Raw genomic sequence first — 16,904 nt, forward strand, 5'->3', positions numbered from 1 at the left:
ACGCTGACGTGACGAGATGGGTGTATGTCAAAGTGTGGCGTGCGTGCGCGGTTATCTGGCCTGTGCACAGAGACGGTGTCCGCGTGGGCGGTGGCGCTGGTGGCCTTGGTGGCGGGCGGTCTGTTGACGGCCGCCTTGGCGCTGGCCGCACAGGCGTTTTACAAGCAGCAGCTGCGCCAGCGCTTTGAGTTGCTGGCCAGCGAACGCTACAGCCGTATTGCCGAGCGTTTTGATGAACAACAGCAGCGCCTGGATGGCCTGCGGCGGTTCTTCAGCTTTTCCAACGAAGTGACACCACGCGAATTTGACGGTTACGCCCGGCCGTTGCTGCAGCGTACCCTGGCCTACGCCTGGGCGCCGCGTGTCGAAGCCGCGCAGCGCGCCGAGTTCGAGCAGCATGCCCGCGAGCATTCCGGCCCGGGCTATGTGATCCGTGACCAGGATGCGCAAGGCCAGTGGCACCCCGCGCCGCTGCGCGACCATTACTTTCCTGTGTTGTATACCCAATCCGGTGAAATGCCCGGGCTGCCCTATGGACTCGATCTTGCCGGCCAGGGTGAGCTCCAGGCTGCCCTGGTGCGGGCGCTCGGATCTGGCAGCATGGCGGTGTCCGAGCCCTTGGCCATGTACGATATTCCTTCGTACGCGCGCGGCTTGGTGCTGGTAGCCCCCGTATTTTTCGATGCCAACCCGCATGGCGCTGCAGTGGGCTATGTGGTGGCTTTGTTGAGCATGCGCGAGATGGTCAGCGATGGGCGCCCTGTGGCAGCGGATGACAACCTGGTGGTGCGTATCGTCGACCCGTCCGGGTTGCAAGGGCCGCAAGTGCTGTACGACTCGCAGAACCAGGTTGCCCCCTTGTCGCTGAGCAGCAACCCGCTGCTGCACCTGGCAGACCACCACTTCCAGCTGAGCATCCTGCCGAGCCAGGCCTTCGTGCGGGCCAATCGCACATCGGCGGTACTGGCGGTCGGCCTGCTGGGCGGGTTGTTGAGCCTGCTGCTCAGTGCCTTGCTCTACAGCCTGTTCAGCCAGCGCCAGCGTGCCCTGGCCCTGGTCGAGCAGCGTACCGCCGAGTTGCGGGTCAGCGAACAGTCCTTGCGAGGTACCCATAATCAGTTGCGCAGTGTATTGGAGGCCGCGACCCAGGTGGCCATTATTGCCACCAACCTCAAGGGCGAAGTCAGCACGTTCAACACGGGGGCCGAGCGTATGTTTGGTTACTCGGCCAATCAGGCCATCGGCCAGTTGCGCCTGGAGGACCTGGTGCTGCCGGACGAATTGAGCCTGCGTGCGCATGCGCTCAGCCAGCGTTTTGGCCGGCACATCGCCGGTGGCCAGGCGCTGTTTGCAGAAACCGTTTACGAGCGAGGCGCCGAGCCGGGTGAGTGGACCTTGCTACGCGCCGATGGCAGCCAGTTGGTGGCCAACATGCTGGTCACGGCCATGCTTGACGAACAGGGCCTGTGGGTTGGCTACCTGGCCATTTGCATCGATGTCACCGAGCGGCGTCGGGTACACGAGGCACTGGCGGCGCGCGATCGGCTGCTGGAAAAGCTCAGTGCCGAGGTGCCGGGCGGTATTTATCAGTATCGCCTGGATGCCGATGGGCATTCGTGTTTTCCCTACGCCAGCAAAGGCCTTTACGACATCTACGAAGTGGACCTGCAGCAGTTGCGCGAAGATGCCTCGGGGGTGTTCGAGCGTATCCACCCCGATGACCTGGAGCGCGTGCGCCGTTCGGTACGTTACTCGGCCGAGCACCAGGCACCCTGGCGCGAGGAATACCGGGTGTGCCTGCCACGTGCCGGCCTGCGCTGGGTGCGTGGCGAAGCGACGCCGGAGGTGGGAGAACAGGGCTGTACCTTGTGGCATGGCTACCTGACGGACATCTCGGACCTCAAGGGTGTGGAGGAAGAGTTGCGGGCGCTGTCGGTGACCGATTCACTGACCGGCATTCATAACCGCCGCTACTTCCAGGAACGGCTCAAGGTCGAACTGGAGCGGGCTCAGCGTGATGGCTTGACGCTGGCCGTGATCATGCTCGATATCGATCACTTCAAGCACATCAACGACCGCTTCGGCCATGCCGTCGGCGACCGGGTGCTGCGCAGCCTGTGCCAGCGTATCAGCCAGCGCTTGCGGCGTACCGATGTATTCTGCCGGTTGGGTGGAGAGGAATTCATGGTGCTGTGCCCGGGCAGTGATGCCGAACAGGCGCGGCTGCTGGCACTGGAGTTGTGGCATGGGCTGCGCAATGTGCCGGTGGACGGCGTGGGCAAGGTGACGGCCAGTTTTGGTGTGGCGGGATGGCGGCCGGGGGAGGGCGCCGATGCCCTGTTGTTGCGGGCGGATGCGGGAGTGTATGCAGCCAAGCAGGCGGGGCGGGACAGGGTGGAAGGCGAGTCAGCCTGAACGTTTTTGGCTGCCCGTACCGGCCTCTTCGCGGCTATAGCCGCGAAAGGGCCGGTACGGGCTAACCAATCAGTTGGCTGCAGTGCTGCCCGCCAGCTTCGGCTGGCGATACAGGTCCAGCAGCACCTGGTCGAGCACCTGCGAAGCCCCCCATGGTTTCGGGTCGTTGAGGATTGCCGCCACTGCCCAGGTGTGGCCGTTGCTGTCACGGCTGAAACCGGCAATCGCCCGCACGGTATTCAGCGTGCCGGTCTTGATGTGCCCTTCACCGGTCATGGCTGTGCGCTTGAGGCGCTTGCGCATGGTGCCGTCCATGCCTACCAGCGGCATCGAGCTCATGAACTCGGCGGCGTAGGGGCTCTTCCAGGCGGCCTGCAGCATCTCGGCCATTTCCCGGGTGCTGACCCGTTCGGCACGCGACAGCCCTGAGCCGTTTTCCATCACCAGGTGCGGCGCGGTAATGCCTTTCTTCGCCAGCCACTGGCGGACCACGCGTTGCGCGGCACGGGCGTCGTCGCCGTCGGCATCGGTGCGGAACTGCGCGCCAAGGCTCAGGAACAGCTGCTGGGCCATGGTGTTGTTGCTGTACTTGTTGATGTCGCGGATCACTTCCACCAGGTCTGGCGAGAAGGCGCGGGCCAGCAGGCGTGCACCTTTGGGCACGTTCTCGATGCGGTCACCGCCCTGGATGTTGCCACCCAGCTCGTTCCAGATCGCGCGCACGGCACCGGCGGCATAGGTCGGGTGGTCGAGCAGCGACAGGTAGGTCTGCGAGTTGCAGCCGTCACCCAGCTGGCCGCTGACGGTTACGCTGATGCCATCGGCTTGAGGTACCGGGTTGTAGCGCACATCACCCGTGCACTGCTTGGACGCCACGGCCTTGACCTGGTTGTCGATGCGAATGCTGGCAATAGGGGGTTCGACCGCGATGGTAACCTTGCCCCCATCGTTGCGGGCCACGAAGCGCAGGGCCTTGAGGTTGACCAGCAGCGAGTCGGGTTTGACCAGGAACGGCTTGTTTTCATCGCCGCCGTCATCGTTGAACTGCGGCAGGTTGGGCTGCACGAAGTGGCTGCGGTCCAGCACCAGGTCACCGGTGATGGTGCGCACGCCATTGGCGCGCAGGTCACGCATCAGCAACCAGAGCTTTTCCATGTTCAGCTTCGGGTCGCCTCCACCTTTGAGGTACAGGTTGCCGTTGAGCACGCCATTGCTCAGGGTACCGTCGGTGTAGAACTCGGTTTTCCACTGGAAGGTGGGGCCAAGCAGCTCGAGGGCGGCATAGGTGGTAACCAGTTTCATGGTCGAGGCCGGGTTTACCGAAACATCGGCATTGAACACGGTCGGGGTACCGGGCCCGTCAAGCGGCAACATTACCAGCGACAGCGCTGTGTCCTGCAGCTTGTTGGCTTTGAGCGCCTGCTGCACTTTGGCGGGCAGGGTGGTGTTGACGGCGGCGGCGTGGCTGGGCAATGCGAGTGGCAACAGCAGGCCGGCAAGAACGAGGGGGCGAAGCGTTTTGATCATAATGAATAAATACCCTGCAGCGAGGGAAAAGGGCATAGGGGCTGTAAGAGATGATGGCCCCAGGACGAAAGAGTACGCATTATGCCCCAAGCGTAGCGACGATGCGCCACGTTCGACGGAAAAGCATGGCGGATAAAAAGCATCGGCAATAAAAAAGGCCACCCATGTGGGTGGCCTTTTCAGCGATCAGACAGGCAAGTATCACTCAGCCTTGTTGATCGGCTTTTCCGGGTACCAGGCGTCCAGCAGTGGGCTGACTTCGATTTTGGTCAGTTCGCTGCGGCCCTTGAGCCAGGCTTCTACGGCGGCGCGTTGTTCTTCGCTGACCGAACCGCGCTTGACCGAGCACACCAGGCCGAAATCGTCACCGCCTACATAGTCCAGGCCGTTGGCGTCCATGGCTTCTTCCAGGAACGCATCGAGGAAAGCATCGATTGCCTGGTCATCCAGATCTTCCTTGAATTCCAGGTTCAGCTCGAAGCCCAATTCCTGAAACTCGTCGACACACAGCTTCTTGCGCAGACGACGGGAGCGGTTTGTGGCCATGAAACAATCCTCTTAGGTAATAACGCCGCGCAGTCTACCAGTTAACACGGCTGGCTGCCTGCGTATCGGTGCTTGGGGGTAATTCTTTGGCCAGGGCCAGCTCCACTCGCCGCATGTGCCGCGCCAGTGCCTGACGCCGCAGGCGCAACTGGGCAGTAGGCAAGCCACCAGACTCCAGTGCTTCGCAGGCGGCCATCAGGTCGGGCGCTTCGAGCATGCGCGCTGCGCTGAGCACTTTGTGGGCCTGTTCGGCAATCGCATCGGCGTCGTGCTCTGGGTGCAGCGCCATTAAGGTGGAAAGATCGGCCTGCAGGCTCTGCTGCAGAGTCTGCAGAAAACGCCGGCGGTCGGCGGGGTCATGCCCGACTACTGCAGCCAGACCATCCAGGTGATACAGGGGGCGTCGGCGCTTGCGCTGCCGGCGCGGGTTGATGCCGGCCAGGCGCTGGCTGAGGGTGCTCAGGCTGATGGGCTTGAGCAAACAGTCGTCCATGCCGGCGCTCAGGCACTTGCGGCGTACTTCTGGCTGAGCGTTGGCGGTATAGCCAAGAATGGTGCAGCGTGGCCGGTTGCCATGGCGCTCTTCGGTGCGCACGGCTGTCGCCAGCTGGTAGCCGTTCATGTGCGGCATGTTGCAGTCAAGTACCAGCACATCGAAGTTGCCCGCCCGCCAGGTGGCCAGGCCTTCACGGCCATCGCGGGCGCTGGCGTGCTCCAGGCCCAGGTAGGCAAGCTGCTGCGCCATCAGTTGCAGGTTGGCCGGATGGTCGTCGATCACCAGCACGTTCAGCCGCGGGTCGGGCACATCAAGCTTTTCGATCAGGGGGGCCGGCTGCACTTGCGCATCAACCTGTTGCAGCGGCATTTTCAGGCAGACTTGGGTGCCGACCCCTTCGAGGCTTTTGAGGGTCAGGTCGCCACCCATCATTTCGCACAGGTTGCGGCAGATGGTCAGGCCCAACCCGGTACCTGCGCGCGCACCCTGGCTATGCGGGTTGGCCTGGACGAACGGGGTGAACAGGCGTTGCAGGTCGTCGGCGTGGATGCCGATGCCACTGTCACGCACTTCCAGTTGCAGTACGGCGGGCGTGCTGGTGCCGTTGTCCTGCAGGTCGGCGCTGATACGCACCTGGCCATGCTCGGTGAACTTGATGGCGTTGCTGACCAGGTTGGACAGCACCTGTTTGAAGCGCAGGGGGTCGAGCAAGGCATGGCAGCGCGCGGCCGGCGTGATCATCACCTCGAGTGCCAGGCCTTTCTGCCGCGCCTGGCCCTCGAAGATGCGCCCCACTGACTCCACCAATGCGGCCAGGTCTACGGCCTCCGGCGCCAGGGTCAGGTGACCGGACTCGATGCGCACGATATCGAGGATATCGCCGATCAGGCCTAGCAGGTCTTTGGCCGAATGGTGGGCAAGCTCCAGTGCGCCACGGTCCAGGCGACCTTGGTCGGCGCGCTTCACCGCCAGTTCGAGCATGCCGATCACGGCATTCATCGGGGTGCGTATTTCGTGGCTGATGGTGGCCAGGAAGGTGCTTTTGGCGCGGTTGGCATCGTCGGCCTGTTGTTTGGCCTGGCGCAGCTCCAGCACCAGTTGGCGGCGATCGCTGATATCGATCCAGCCGCCGATGATGCCCTGGATTTCTCCCAGTGAGTCGCGGTACGGCAGAATCCAGTGATAAATGGTCAGCTCGCGTCCCTTGATCCGCAGGGGGCGGTCCATGATCAACGGCGAGCCGGCGGCCATGACTTTCAGGTAGTCGGCCTGGATTTGACGGGTTTGCTCGGGATTGGCGAAAAGGCTGTCTTCGAGTTGCTTGCCAATGACCTCATCGGACCGGGCCTGCACGGCTTCCAGGTAGCTGTAGTTGCAGCTTTTCAGGCAGCCCTCGCGGTCACGCACATACATGGGGTGGGGGGTGCCGTTGAGCAGTGCGCGCATGAATGCCAGTTGGTCGTTCAGGGCGCGTTCGGCGCGGTGGCGCTGACGAATCTGCAGACGCAGGCGAGCGTTCCAGAGCAAGGCCAGCAGCAGAAGCACGGCAGTGCCCAGCACGACCTGCAGTGCGAGACGGCTGTAACCCTTGGCGTTGCTGTCTTCGTGTCGGCTAAAGCCGCGCCAGCGGTTGTTGATAACCCCCAGCTCCTCCGGTGAGATGCTGAGCAGTGCCTTGTCGAGGATCGACAGCAGGGCCGGTGAAGGGGCCATGGTGGCCATGGCGAAGTTGGCGGGTTCGCTGCCCACCGACGAGCGGATCACCAGTTCCGGGTTGCTGGCCAAGGCGTGGTTGGCATCGATCAGGGTGGTAATCACTGCATCGACGGCACCACTGTTGAGCAACGCCATGGAGTAGAACGCGCTTTCGGTCTCGACCCAGCCGATCTGCGGATAGTACCGGGACAGCATGGCATCCATGGCGCTGTAGCGGGTAATGGCAATGCGATGCCCTTTCAGTTGTTCCAGCGAGCCCAGTGCCTTGTTGTCCTTGTGGCTGACCAGTACGTAGGCGCTTTCCAGGTAGGGGCGGCTGATTAGCAGGTCGTCCCCCGCCGCCCTGGCGCTGGCCAATGCGGCGATGACATCGGCCCGGCCATCCTTGAGGCGGGCAATCATGTCGGCAATGCCACTGGCACGTTGTACTTCGAAGCGTAAGCCTGTGCGCAGGCGGATGAGCTCCAGCAGGTCGGCAGTGATGCCGCGAAAATGCCCCGAATCATCGAAATAGGAGAGGGGTGCAGCCGTGTCATCAATCGCCACGCGCATCACCGGATGCTGCTGCAGCCACTGTTGCTCGGCCTCGCTCAATTGCAGTTGGCGGTCGCTCAGCAGTTGGTCGCTGCCAGCGCTCCAGCGCTTGAAAATGCTGGTGCGCATGGCCGGCGTCTGGCTGTCGAGGACAATGTTCACCAGCTCCAGCAGCAGTGTGTCTTGCTGGCGCAAGGCAAAACCGAAGCCGACGGCCTTGTGCTGGCCGAAGTTGGCCATGCGCAGGCGTGGCAGGTGGCCGCGATTGAGCTGGTAGTGCGTGGAGATGGTGTCGCCGATGAACACGTCGGCCTGGCCGAATGCCACGGCATTCAGTGCCTGGCTGGAAGAGCCGAAGGCCAGCAGCTCGGCCTTGGGGTAGGCGCTGTGTACTTCCTGTTTGGGCAGGTAGTGGTAGAGCATGCCCAGGCGCATGCCGGTCAGGTCCGTGTCCATCGCCCGGTTTTCATCTTCGCGCGTTACCAGTACCGGTTGGTCGATGGCATAGGGCTGTGACAGCACCAGGCCGTCGTTGGCCGCTTCGTAGCCATTGGCGCTGCCGAGTAAATCGATATCACCCTGCCTGAGCGCCTCCACCGCCGCTTGCCGGCTGGGAAAACGCAGCACCCGCACGGGTAACTGCAGGGCCTTGCCGACCAGGCTTGCATACTCGGCGGTCAGGCCTTGGTAGGCGCGGCCGCCACTGGTGATGTCGAACGGTGGGTAGTCGGGCGCCGACGTTCCCAGTACCAGTTCCTGACGGCCTTCGAGCCATAACCGTTGTTCGGGCGTGAACAGGAGCTGGGCCGGACCGGCCGATGACCTTGCCAGCAACGTGTAGGACGACGCTTCGCGAGTGGTAGCCTGTGTCGCGCCGCTTGATAGCAGCAGGGCGAGCAGCAGGCGGGCGATAGTGCGGGCCATGACCACCTTCAGACAAGCGCGTTGCGCTTGGCCATCTCGATCAGATCCACCAGCGTGTTGACCTGAAGCTTGTGCATGAGGCGCTTTTTGTAGGTGCTGACGGTTTTGCTGCTGAGGAACATGCCTTTGGCAATTTCCTTGTTGCTGCGGCCTTGGGCGAAGAGTTGCAGTACCATCAGTTCGCGGTCATTCACCTGGCGGAAAAGTTGCAAGTCGGTGCCGGTAGTCGGGTTGTTATTGATTGCCTGGCTGGGGAAATAGTTATATCCAGCCAGGACCGCCTTGATCGCACTGAGCAGTTCACCCAGGTCTTCTCGATCAATTTCAACCAGAATTGACACAGCTGACCTCATCTGGCGTGCATTTCAAGAAGCCTTGAACCGATTTTTTCAAAAAAATTTATGTTGCTGAATACGTATTGCTATAGGGTTAAAGCAAGTGAATAGTTTGGCATGGGTTTGACAGGTCGCTGCTCATCCTGGGCTTCATTGACCAACCAATGACTTGGCGAGAGAACAGATCCAGCACTACCGCCAGGTACAGCCACCCTTCATAGGTGCGGATGTAGGTGATATCGGTCACCCAGACCTTATTCGGCTCACTGACCTTGAACTGCCGGGCCAGATGGTTGGGCGATGCCACTGTTGGTTTTCCGCCATAAAACTCAGGACGACGGCGATAGCCCGTTTGCGAACGCAGCCCTTCTGCCTGCATCAAGCGACCGACTCGATTTCGCCCACAGATCTCTCCTAGCTCTCGCAGGTCATCGTGAATCTTGCGATAGCCATACACGCCGCCGCTTTCTAACCAGGCCTGGTTGATCAAGCCAAGCAGGCGCTGATCTTCTTTGGCTCGGGCAGATTGAGGCTCGGCCAACCAAGCGTAGTAGTCGCTGGGATGCACCTTGAGGGTTTGGCAATTTGGGCCTCATTATGAGGCTTGGAGGTGTCTACGAAACCAAGGGCGATTCAGTCCGTGTCGTGAGTTTGGTGAGTGAGTTGGCGTGGAAGTGCCTAAGGTTGCGCGATCTTTAGATATGAGCTTACAGGGTTGTGACTGAGATAATTTAATACTTTGTCAAGGCGTAATAATGGCTTGGCGATTAACCCAGATACATTCACTTCTACTTTTAAAACTCCCCGCGCGATTAAGCACCTGCTGGTATCAGTTTTGTAAAAATACAAGCGATCAGCCATTGCGCAGGTGATGTAGGTTTGAAGAATGCATTGGATTTTTTCGAAGGCTTCTTTCGTTAAGTATTTTTCTCCGTTGAACTTTGTTGTTGATACGAAACCTTTTATTACGAATGTTCCAATGAAATCATTGTTCGTCATTTGGTACTGCTTTAGAGCTTGGCTGAGTAAAATACAGTTTGGTGAAATATGGCGCACGATAGATGAACTTTGGCTCGCTGCCTCTTTGATTATGCTCAGAAGTGGGGAGTCTACAGGTGTTTCGGCGTCTAGGAATGATAATATATATTGACTGAATCGATAGAACTCTGCCGTATTGCTTTTGACTGAAATTTCACGAGAAGCATATTTGTATAGTGTGTCAATAAGTTTAGATGTTGGGCGTGAGGGGAACCCTAAAAAGGCAAGTAGTTGCTCAAGGACTGAAAATTTTTTGAAAAAAAGGTCCACCGTACCTGGGCGGAAGTAGATTTTTCGTCTTCCCTGTAGGTGGCTAATGAAGTTGTGGTGCGCGAGGAATACTATGGTGTCCTCATTAACGCCGAAGCGTTTGCGGGCGCTGTCGATGGTTAAATAATTTTGTGGCTCGTTAGGGCTTTCCATAGATAACGTAGACTGGATCTTTGAGATCTCGCTCTTTTTGTATAACAAGTCAGCTCTAATCAGGCCGGTTTCAGGAAAGACTATTGGCTGAATGCCTAATGCCTGCAATACATCGAATAGCATAAATGTAGGTATTTTTAGTTCTTTTCCGACAGTTTTGCTGTTGATATATTTGTTTCGAAATTTTAAAAGCTCGGTATTGGGGATGTAGATTTTGTTCTTGGATATCAAGCAATTATGCAGATAATGCCATTTTATAAGTTGGTGCAGGGTTGTGCTTTGGATTTTTAGGAGTTTAACTGCTCCAGTGTATGTTGAGTAGTTTTTGAAGAATATGGGGTCGGCCGGCAGTTCAGGGAGAATGAGTCGGAAGGACTGACGGGTGTGCTCTGTATTGTCATTCAATAGGGTCTTTATTGACTGAATGTCATCCATGGTAAATAAACAATTTGACCAGTGAAGTCCGTAGCTGTAGGTGGGTTCAAGATTAAGCTCTATGATCGCTCTGTGTAGCGTTCTCAATTTTATGTCGCAAGTCCCTGCAATGTAACGAGGGGGTTGTAGTCGACTGATAAGGCCGTCGATGTCATCTGTAAGGAAGAATTTTTTATTGTGACCTCCTGAATAATATGAGATTAGACCATGTCGAGCATAGGTCTGTATCACTTGCGGCTTGATATATAGTCGACAGGCAGCTTCTTTGGCAGTGCAAAGTTCTGCTTTGGGTTTAGGTAGGCGTCCTGCACCCATGTCTTGATATTGTTCATGTGCCGCGTATGCTGCGCAAATGTCATCAATGCTGAAGAGTCTTTTTGTTGGATTCAGACTCAAGCGTAATTGTCTAGGGTTGGGGAAATAAACGCCTTCCTTTTGCAGTTTGCGTTTGATTTGTTTGAAGGTTAATAGAAAGGGTGTGGTGTTGTGAGTTTTTTCGCGGGTTGCAGTATCCTGTTCTAAAAACATGTTGATGGCTTCAGTTTTTGCAGGGGTGTGGATGCCTGAAAAGCGTGCGGCTATCCACAATTTGTCGATTTCAGGGTAGGTGTTATGTAAGGAGGATAAGTGTTGTAGTAGTCCTTGAACGTCGCTATTAGCAATGAGCATTGCTGCTTCATTTATCTGACAGCGGGTCGCTTCAGGAGCGACAGGTGCTTTGGCCGTTGGGCTGCCCAACTGACGTAGTATTTGGAAAATCTTGTCAAAGTACGCTTGGTTTTGCGTTCTTAGGCTTTGTACAAGATATTCTTCAGGTCTACACTCTCTAGACGAGGCTGAGCGACATGTGAGCATATGGTCGCAGTAATGACATCGTCCAGATAGCACATGCCACCATTTTATGGCGCCTCCGCATGCTGGACAGCGCATCAAGTATTTTTTCTGGTGATACGGGCAAAACTCTGCGAGTGTGAAGTCTTGAATTTGACGCTGCCAACCTTCTTTAAAGCATTCGTCACAGAAGGCAAATGACGTCAATCGTAGGTATCTTATAGGTACTTCAACTCCGCTAACTACCAGATGTCGAGCGTGAGCGCGTTTTACTATTTGGTAAAAGCTATCAAGAAGGGTAGTGGCAAAGGTGTCTGCTTCTGCTGCCAGGAACCGGGTAATCGGAGCCGTTTGTGTTATCGCGAGATGGTCCAGTGCTGATTGCCTCAAGCAAACTGAGCTAAACTCATGAACTGAGTGAAAACCGTGAGCCAGCATTGCTCTTCTGATTAAACTGTATGGGCTTTCATCAGTAAGCGGTATTGGCACGTAGAAGAGCTTGTTCATCGTTGTATACTGATATCAATTCAAGACATTGGCTCAGCGTTAAGTCGAACGGATTGGTCTCGCTGAGCTGTTTTGGAAGATGAAGGCTGCGGCACGCCTCAACAAAATCCTGGCGAATAAGAGTGCTTGCGTTGCGGCATAGGACGTTGGAAGCAGCTTCGTATACAATTTGGCGAAGATATTCCAAGTCTCCAACGCTTGCCACGTAGAGCGGCGCCATGACCGTGAGATCATGGAGATGGATTTCTCCTTTGTAATTCATGAGTCTGTATAGTTCTTGATCAAGAACTTTAAGTGTCATGTAGTAATCCGACGTATTGAGTTCGCTGAATTCAAAGTGTTCCAGGTAGGCGACGTAGCAATATCTCCTAATAAAGGGTGAGGAAGTTTTTTTTCCCCTGAGTAGAAGCTTGCACTCTTCAGTACCTGCCAGCATGATGGGAATTTCGCTCCTGCTCAGCAGGGTCACCAGCCAATCTAGCGTCACGCCGCGAGACTTTTCCGCTTCCGGTTTTAGCAGTCGCTGAATTTCGTCCAAGATGATGACTTTGACCCGGCATTTTTTCAGGCGATCGAGAAGTAATTCGTTAAGTGCATGCACGTCGCCATGTGCCGGGTAAATACCGAGCTTTTTGAGTAGCGTGGTGCATATTCCCTTGATCGTCACCGGAGCTGGTACCGTGCAATAAAGAGCGGTTATGATTTTGTATATGCCGTCTTCATCTCGCTCCGTATGCGGTGGTTCAAAAGAACCGGTGTATAACTCGCAAAGACGGGATTTTCCTGAACCCGACGGCCCGATGATGAAGGCGCAGCTCGCCGTTTTACGCAGTTCGGTAGCTTCCAGAGCCTTGCAGAGCTGCGAATAAGCAAACTGATAACTGGGAAAGAACACGGTCTGTTTACTGAATTCGCTCAGGGCTTCAGCCTTCAATTCATCAATCATGGTTGGTCACCAGGCTCGCGTAATCTGATGGGGTACCAGGATGCAATTGACGCCTACTGTTGCCGTCAGCCTCTAGAGCGACAGAGGGAACGGGTAAATTCCGCTTCGATTTGAAATCTCCACGCTCTTCTGCGCGCTTGCATGTTTTCCGTTGAGTCTTGTTTTTTTCGCTGGCCAGTTCGCGAATGATCTCAACCCGCGCCTCGCATGCGGCTCTGTAACAGGGGGATTGCTTGCGGGCCCTCAGACGAGCGCTTATTAATTCATGCATATGCATGGTCAGGCCATTTTGATAATCGGGATCGACCGCCATGACTTCGAACAGCTCGCTAGGCGTATTGGGGTCGCAAACCCACGCTGTGCCAAGCTCGGAGATGTCATACAGCAACCGCAGTCGCCGTGGTTTTCCGGAGTACAGGGTGGCCAGATAGCTTACGGCAGGACCCGTCCAGGCAAGTCCTTTATAACGCAATCGGCCATTGTTAGGTTTGATATAGGCGACACACAGCAGATGGCGCCTAAGATCCTCTTCGCTGTACCGTTTCTGTTCGAAAGCGGTGGAATTAACTTGCTCTTCGTCCCAAGCTTCTTGGGGCGATTTACCCAAGCCGTCATGGGAACCTGGATGGTAGACAGTCTTAAGCCAATGTTCGAAATTATTTCTAACGTCATTCAGCGTCAGGCAGGCATTGGCTTCGGAATCATATGGGTTTGGACCCGAAAATGTCGTTCCGGGCATACAATGGGCGATGGAGGTGGTCCAAGTCTTGAAGAAACTTTCGAGGTGCGGTTTTTGATCCGGATTCCTAGGTTCGCAGTAGGTCACATCTGCGCCTAGGTCGTTGAGAACGCTTTTCAGTCGGACATTGGCGAATTCGCTGCCATTGTCCAATCGATAACGGCGAGCCAGCCCACCAAAGGGGTTGCTACTCAACAGGGACTGTTTCAGCGCGCGGATCGTCTTTTCGGCGCTCCCCGGATTATAGGAAATGTCCCATCCCAAGATGATTCGGGTGCGTACTTCGATCAACACGGTCAGGAAAACACGTCCGATGAGCTGACCTTTTCCATCAACCGTTTCCACGTCGAACGTATGCGTATCGCCTTCGACTAAGTCAAACACTGCAAAGGGTCGTTTGCACTTACGGCTCCATTTCTGTTTTTTTATGGCACGAAGGTAACCTAGCTGGTGACAGTCGGTCTCGTACCGATCCAACTCGGTAATAATACGGTAGAGCGTGCTGGTAGAAGGACAGGTCAGCTGATCGTGAGGTGGGCGTTTTTCATTGCAGGCCTCAATGGCACTCTGGATAGCGAAAATGAGGTCGGTTTTCTTGCATGGTGTCTGTGTAAAAAACAATTGAGCTAGATTGACCTTGATGATCTCTTGTACGATCTCGGGCTGCTTGAGCACACGCCGGATTGGCGAGCTTCGGGTTCGGGGAACGAGAGCGAGCTTATTCTCGCCCATGCTCAGGTAAGCCTTGACCCATAAGTAAAGGGCGCCATAGCTCGGTCTCGTTTCGCCTTCTTTTTTGGCAACTTCGGTAAGCAGAGTCAGTACCGGTTGGCGGGGCAGATGGCCGCCCCAGTGCTCTATCACCGGTAATACATAGCGTAACCGTTTGGCCAGGGCGGTCTGCTGGTGAGGATTCAAGGCGTCGAGAATCAGATCTGCTCGTGGAGCGAACGGTGCCTCTTGGGTTTTGACTAAGGTGCCTTTACACCAGGCCTTTGCCAACCGCTCATATGATTGGATCACGATCTGCTTACTGAACTTGAGCGAGCGCAGCTGATAGCGACTGCCCTCCGCCACGACCACCTGGTAATCCGAGCCGTAATATTGATAGTGCTCGCCGACGTGCATTTCCAGGCTATCCATCGCAGTCACCACACCCAGCTCAATAAGTTTAGCGGGCGGTGCAGATGGCAATGCAACTGCTGATTAAATAGCGCGCAAGTCAGGTCAGCTTGCGAAACGCCGTGCTTTAGCAGAAAAGCGATGGAGGCGCACTTTTCAGGTTGCTCCTGAAGTAGGCGAAGCATATATGGTACCCTGGCGAGATTGCCGTCGTAGCCCAAGTGATAGAGCATCCGAAGGTTGTGGATCTGCACAGGGTGATCGAACTGACACTGTTCAACGCATTCGAACCGCAAGTCGTTTTGGCTGAACAATTGCTCGAGTACCGCACGCCGTATCTGCCAATTTCGATTGCGGGCACCTGCATCGCTTTTCACTTCGTACACAACCTGGTTGCCGTCCACCAAAGTCGCCAGAAAGTCGGGGGTGTAACGGGTTTTCGATTTGCTAAAGCGAATGGTGAAGGGTTGCGATTGATAGGCAGCGACGGCTGACTGGTATTCCAAGTGAATACAGAAGTCAGCTTCCAGCAAGGTTTCGCAGCCAATGGAGACTTGGTTCTTGCGAGAGGCAACGAAGGTCACCAGCTTGCGGGACCTTCCAAATCTCAGCGGCTTGGGCATTTCAAGTGTGTAGCCTGAATGTGGCGCATTCAGATCATATGGAGTAACCATAAGCTGAACTCCTGGAGCGCAGGCAATCATGCGGGTTCTCGTTACTTGCCGCCGAGACGTTGACGTTCACGGCTCAAGATGGCGTTGATGAACTCGTCGGCATTGTCCAAGTGAAAACGCCTGTTCAGCGCTTCTAACTGGCGGCGTTGCGCCGCCCGCTTCGCTTCGAGCGCTGCGAATATTCGAAATCCCCAAAACAACGTATCTTGCGAAGCCGGAATTGCCGCAGTCCCTATTATGCGACCCGAATGTGGATCGAATATCACCACTTGCAGACTGCCCGGCATGAGGTGCATGGCTTCAGAGGTCGGGCCACTGCTGCCTGGGCGTCTGCGGCTGGGGTAATGCGGGGCATGTCCACGTCCGCTAGGTGGGATAAATTCTTTGGGGTTAAACCATGAATCGCCTTGCATGAACACATGCGCGAGCCAAGTGAGGGTGTGAGTGCTTGCTTGCAGGCCAAAGGGCTCCAAGGACTTTGAAGGCGTAAACCGCAGCTCGACGCCGGTACTGGATCGGATGGTCTGACAGTTGTCGATCCAGAGTCGGCAGTAACAGGACTTCATGATCACCCCCTCACCTTGGCCATGCGTGCGTGAAGTAGCCGATATGTTCATTATCGAACGTATTTCGTACCAGTACGACTCCGTGTAAGTGGTCCGACGACCAACTGCAAACTTTTGAATGTATGGGAAATTCTATGAGTATTATATTCAGATGTTGTGGTTTGACCGGTTCACTCCTGGCAGCTAATCCCAAACCTGCTTCACTTTTGGTGTTTCTCTGCTGAATACGCCGCCATGAATCGTCAATCACTCGTCCGACCTATCAAAGGAGTGGTGTTGAGCCACTCGGTGCCAGCCTTGGCAGGTGTTGAGATGAGTAGCCGCGGGCTGGCACAGTTCGGAGATGCTGTCACGCAGCGATTTCATCCTTATCTGTCATCGCGTGGCGCGTGGAACCAAAAATACACGGCACATTGGGAAGGCAGTCTGCCGCAAGAGCGCTTTTTGAAAGAGTGGCAGGCTGTGCTTCCGGCATTGCAGGACGTGGTCACAAACCCCTTGTGGGATGTTTTGGAAACGCTTTCGGACAAGCGCCGGCACACCGACGGTCAGGCGCTGAGCCTGCACCTGGGGTCCGGCTACGTATTTCCTAATCCGGCGCCAGTGCTCATGCGGCGTCTGTGCGAGTGTCCCGATTGGCACAACCTCGGGTGTGTGATCGCCATAATGGGATCGACAGACTGGCGGATTCGCCCGCAGCGACGCTGGTGCAGCCTCCATTTCCTCATTTACTTGGCACTGGTCTGTCAGGGCGAGCCCTGTTGCGGCGCCCGCCAGCGATTGTACGAACTGCTGGATGCGCTGCACGCACAGCACTTCTTTGAGCCTATTGTGGGCTGGCCCTCTGCGTTTGCAGGCTTCGAACAGCTGGGGGACGGGTTGGATCAGGTTGCGGACGTATTACAGGACTTTCATTGCTTCGAACGCTGGGACTTGTCCGGCTGCACGGCGGTGCACCTTCTGCTGTCGCGGGCTCAGCCTGAGTCATCGCCATCGTCCTGGTTGCAACTGGCGAAAGAAGTGGTGCCGTCGAAGCTGCTCAGGCGGGTCGCAGAGGCGCTCAAGCGCCACCAGCGCGATCGGTACCGGCTCGATGCGGGCGCTAAGCAAGCATAAGCCGGCATCGCTTG

General features: G+C 56.4%; 10 protein-coding genes and 2 pseudogenes. 2 read left to right on the top strand and 10 right to left on the bottom strand.

Translation table 11 applies throughout. From position 1 onward, the window contains the following. The first annotated feature begins 24 nt into the window (after positions 1-24). Positions 25-2,415 carry a diguanylate cyclase gene (locus D906_RS20870; RefSeq protein ID WP_027615645.1) on the top strand — a complete coding sequence of 797 codons (2,391 nt, stop codon included), beginning with the start codon at positions 25-27 and terminating at the stop codon, positions 2,413-2,415. Between the two features lie 69 nt (positions 2,416-2,484). On the opposite strand, the gene dacB is transcribed toward D906_RS20870, so the two are convergent. The 10 genes and pseudogenes from dacB to D906_RS26490 form a co-directional block, all read right to left on the bottom strand. Next, positions 2,485-3,942 (bottom strand): D-alanyl-D-alanine carboxypeptidase/D-alanyl-D-alanine-endopeptidase, encoded by a 1,458-nt coding sequence (dacB, locus tag D906_RS20875; RefSeq protein ID WP_016714859.1) that lies wholly within the window; start codon positions 3,940-3,942, stop codon positions 2,485-2,487. A gap of 201 nt (positions 3,943-4,143) precedes the next feature. Then, positions 4,144-4,488 carry a YggL family protein gene (locus D906_RS20880; protein ID WP_003248695.1) on the bottom strand — a complete coding sequence of 115 codons (345 nt, stop codon included), beginning with the start codon at positions 4,486-4,488 and terminating at the stop codon, positions 4,144-4,146. Positions 4,489-4,522: 34 nt separating this feature from the next. Further along, positions 4,523-8,158 carry an ATP-binding protein gene (locus D906_RS20885; RefSeq protein ID WP_027615646.1) on the bottom strand — a complete coding sequence of 1,212 codons (3,636 nt, stop codon included), beginning with the start codon at positions 8,156-8,158 and terminating at the stop codon, positions 4,523-4,525. 8 nt (positions 8,159-8,166) lie between these two features. Further along, positions 8,167-8,475, bottom strand: a pseudogene (locus D906_RS20890) (LuxR C-terminal-related transcriptional regulator); the annotation flags it as partial. A gap of 142 nt (positions 8,476-8,617) precedes the next feature. Continuing rightward, positions 8,618-9,076: pseudogene (locus tag D906_RS20895) on the bottom strand (IS3 family transposase); the annotation flags it as partial. Positions 9,077-9,171: 95 nt separating this feature from the next. Continuing rightward, positions 9,172-11,727, bottom strand: a complete 2,556-nt coding sequence (locus tag D906_RS20900; protein ID WP_027615647.1) for a TniQ family protein — start codon at positions 11,725-11,727, stop codon at positions 9,172-9,174. Next, positions 11,690-12,673 carry an ATP-binding protein gene (locus D906_RS20905; RefSeq protein WP_027615648.1) on the bottom strand — a complete coding sequence of 328 codons (984 nt, stop codon included), beginning with the start codon at positions 12,671-12,673 and terminating at the stop codon, positions 11,690-11,692. The genes D906_RS20900 and D906_RS20905 overlap by 38 nt, the downstream gene beginning before the upstream one ends. Continuing rightward, positions 12,666-14,555: a DDE-type integrase/transposase/recombinase gene (locus D906_RS20910; protein WP_027615649.1), complete on the bottom strand. Its 1,890-nt coding sequence runs from the start codon at positions 14,553-14,555 to the stop codon at positions 12,666-12,668. Before D906_RS20910 ends, D906_RS20905 begins: the two co-directional genes overlap by 8 nt. A 5-nt stretch (positions 14,556-14,560) precedes the next feature. Next, positions 14,561-15,238: a Tn7 transposase TnsA N-terminal domain-containing protein gene (locus D906_RS20915; RefSeq protein WP_256204597.1), complete on the bottom strand. Its 678-nt coding sequence runs from the start codon at positions 15,236-15,238 to the stop codon at positions 14,561-14,563. Between the two features lie 11 nt (positions 15,239-15,249). Then, positions 15,250-15,780, bottom strand: coding sequence for a hypothetical protein (locus tag D906_RS26490; RefSeq protein WP_143503504.1), 531 nt, complete (start codon positions 15,778-15,780; stop codon positions 15,250-15,252). A gap of 270 nt (positions 15,781-16,050) precedes the next feature. On the opposite strand from D906_RS26490, the gene D906_RS20925 reads away from it, so the two are divergent. Beyond that, positions 16,051-16,890, top strand: a complete 840-nt coding sequence (locus D906_RS20925; protein ID WP_050591048.1) for a hypothetical protein — start codon at positions 16,051-16,053, stop codon at positions 16,888-16,890. The last annotated feature ends 14 nt before the right edge of the window (positions 16,891-16,904 follow it).

It is taken from the genome of Pseudomonas sp. LAIL14HWK12:I1, from assembly GCF_003202095.1.
GTDB classification, from domain to species: Bacteria; Pseudomonadota; Gammaproteobacteria; order Pseudomonadales; family Pseudomonadaceae; genus Aquipseudomonas; species Aquipseudomonas monteilii.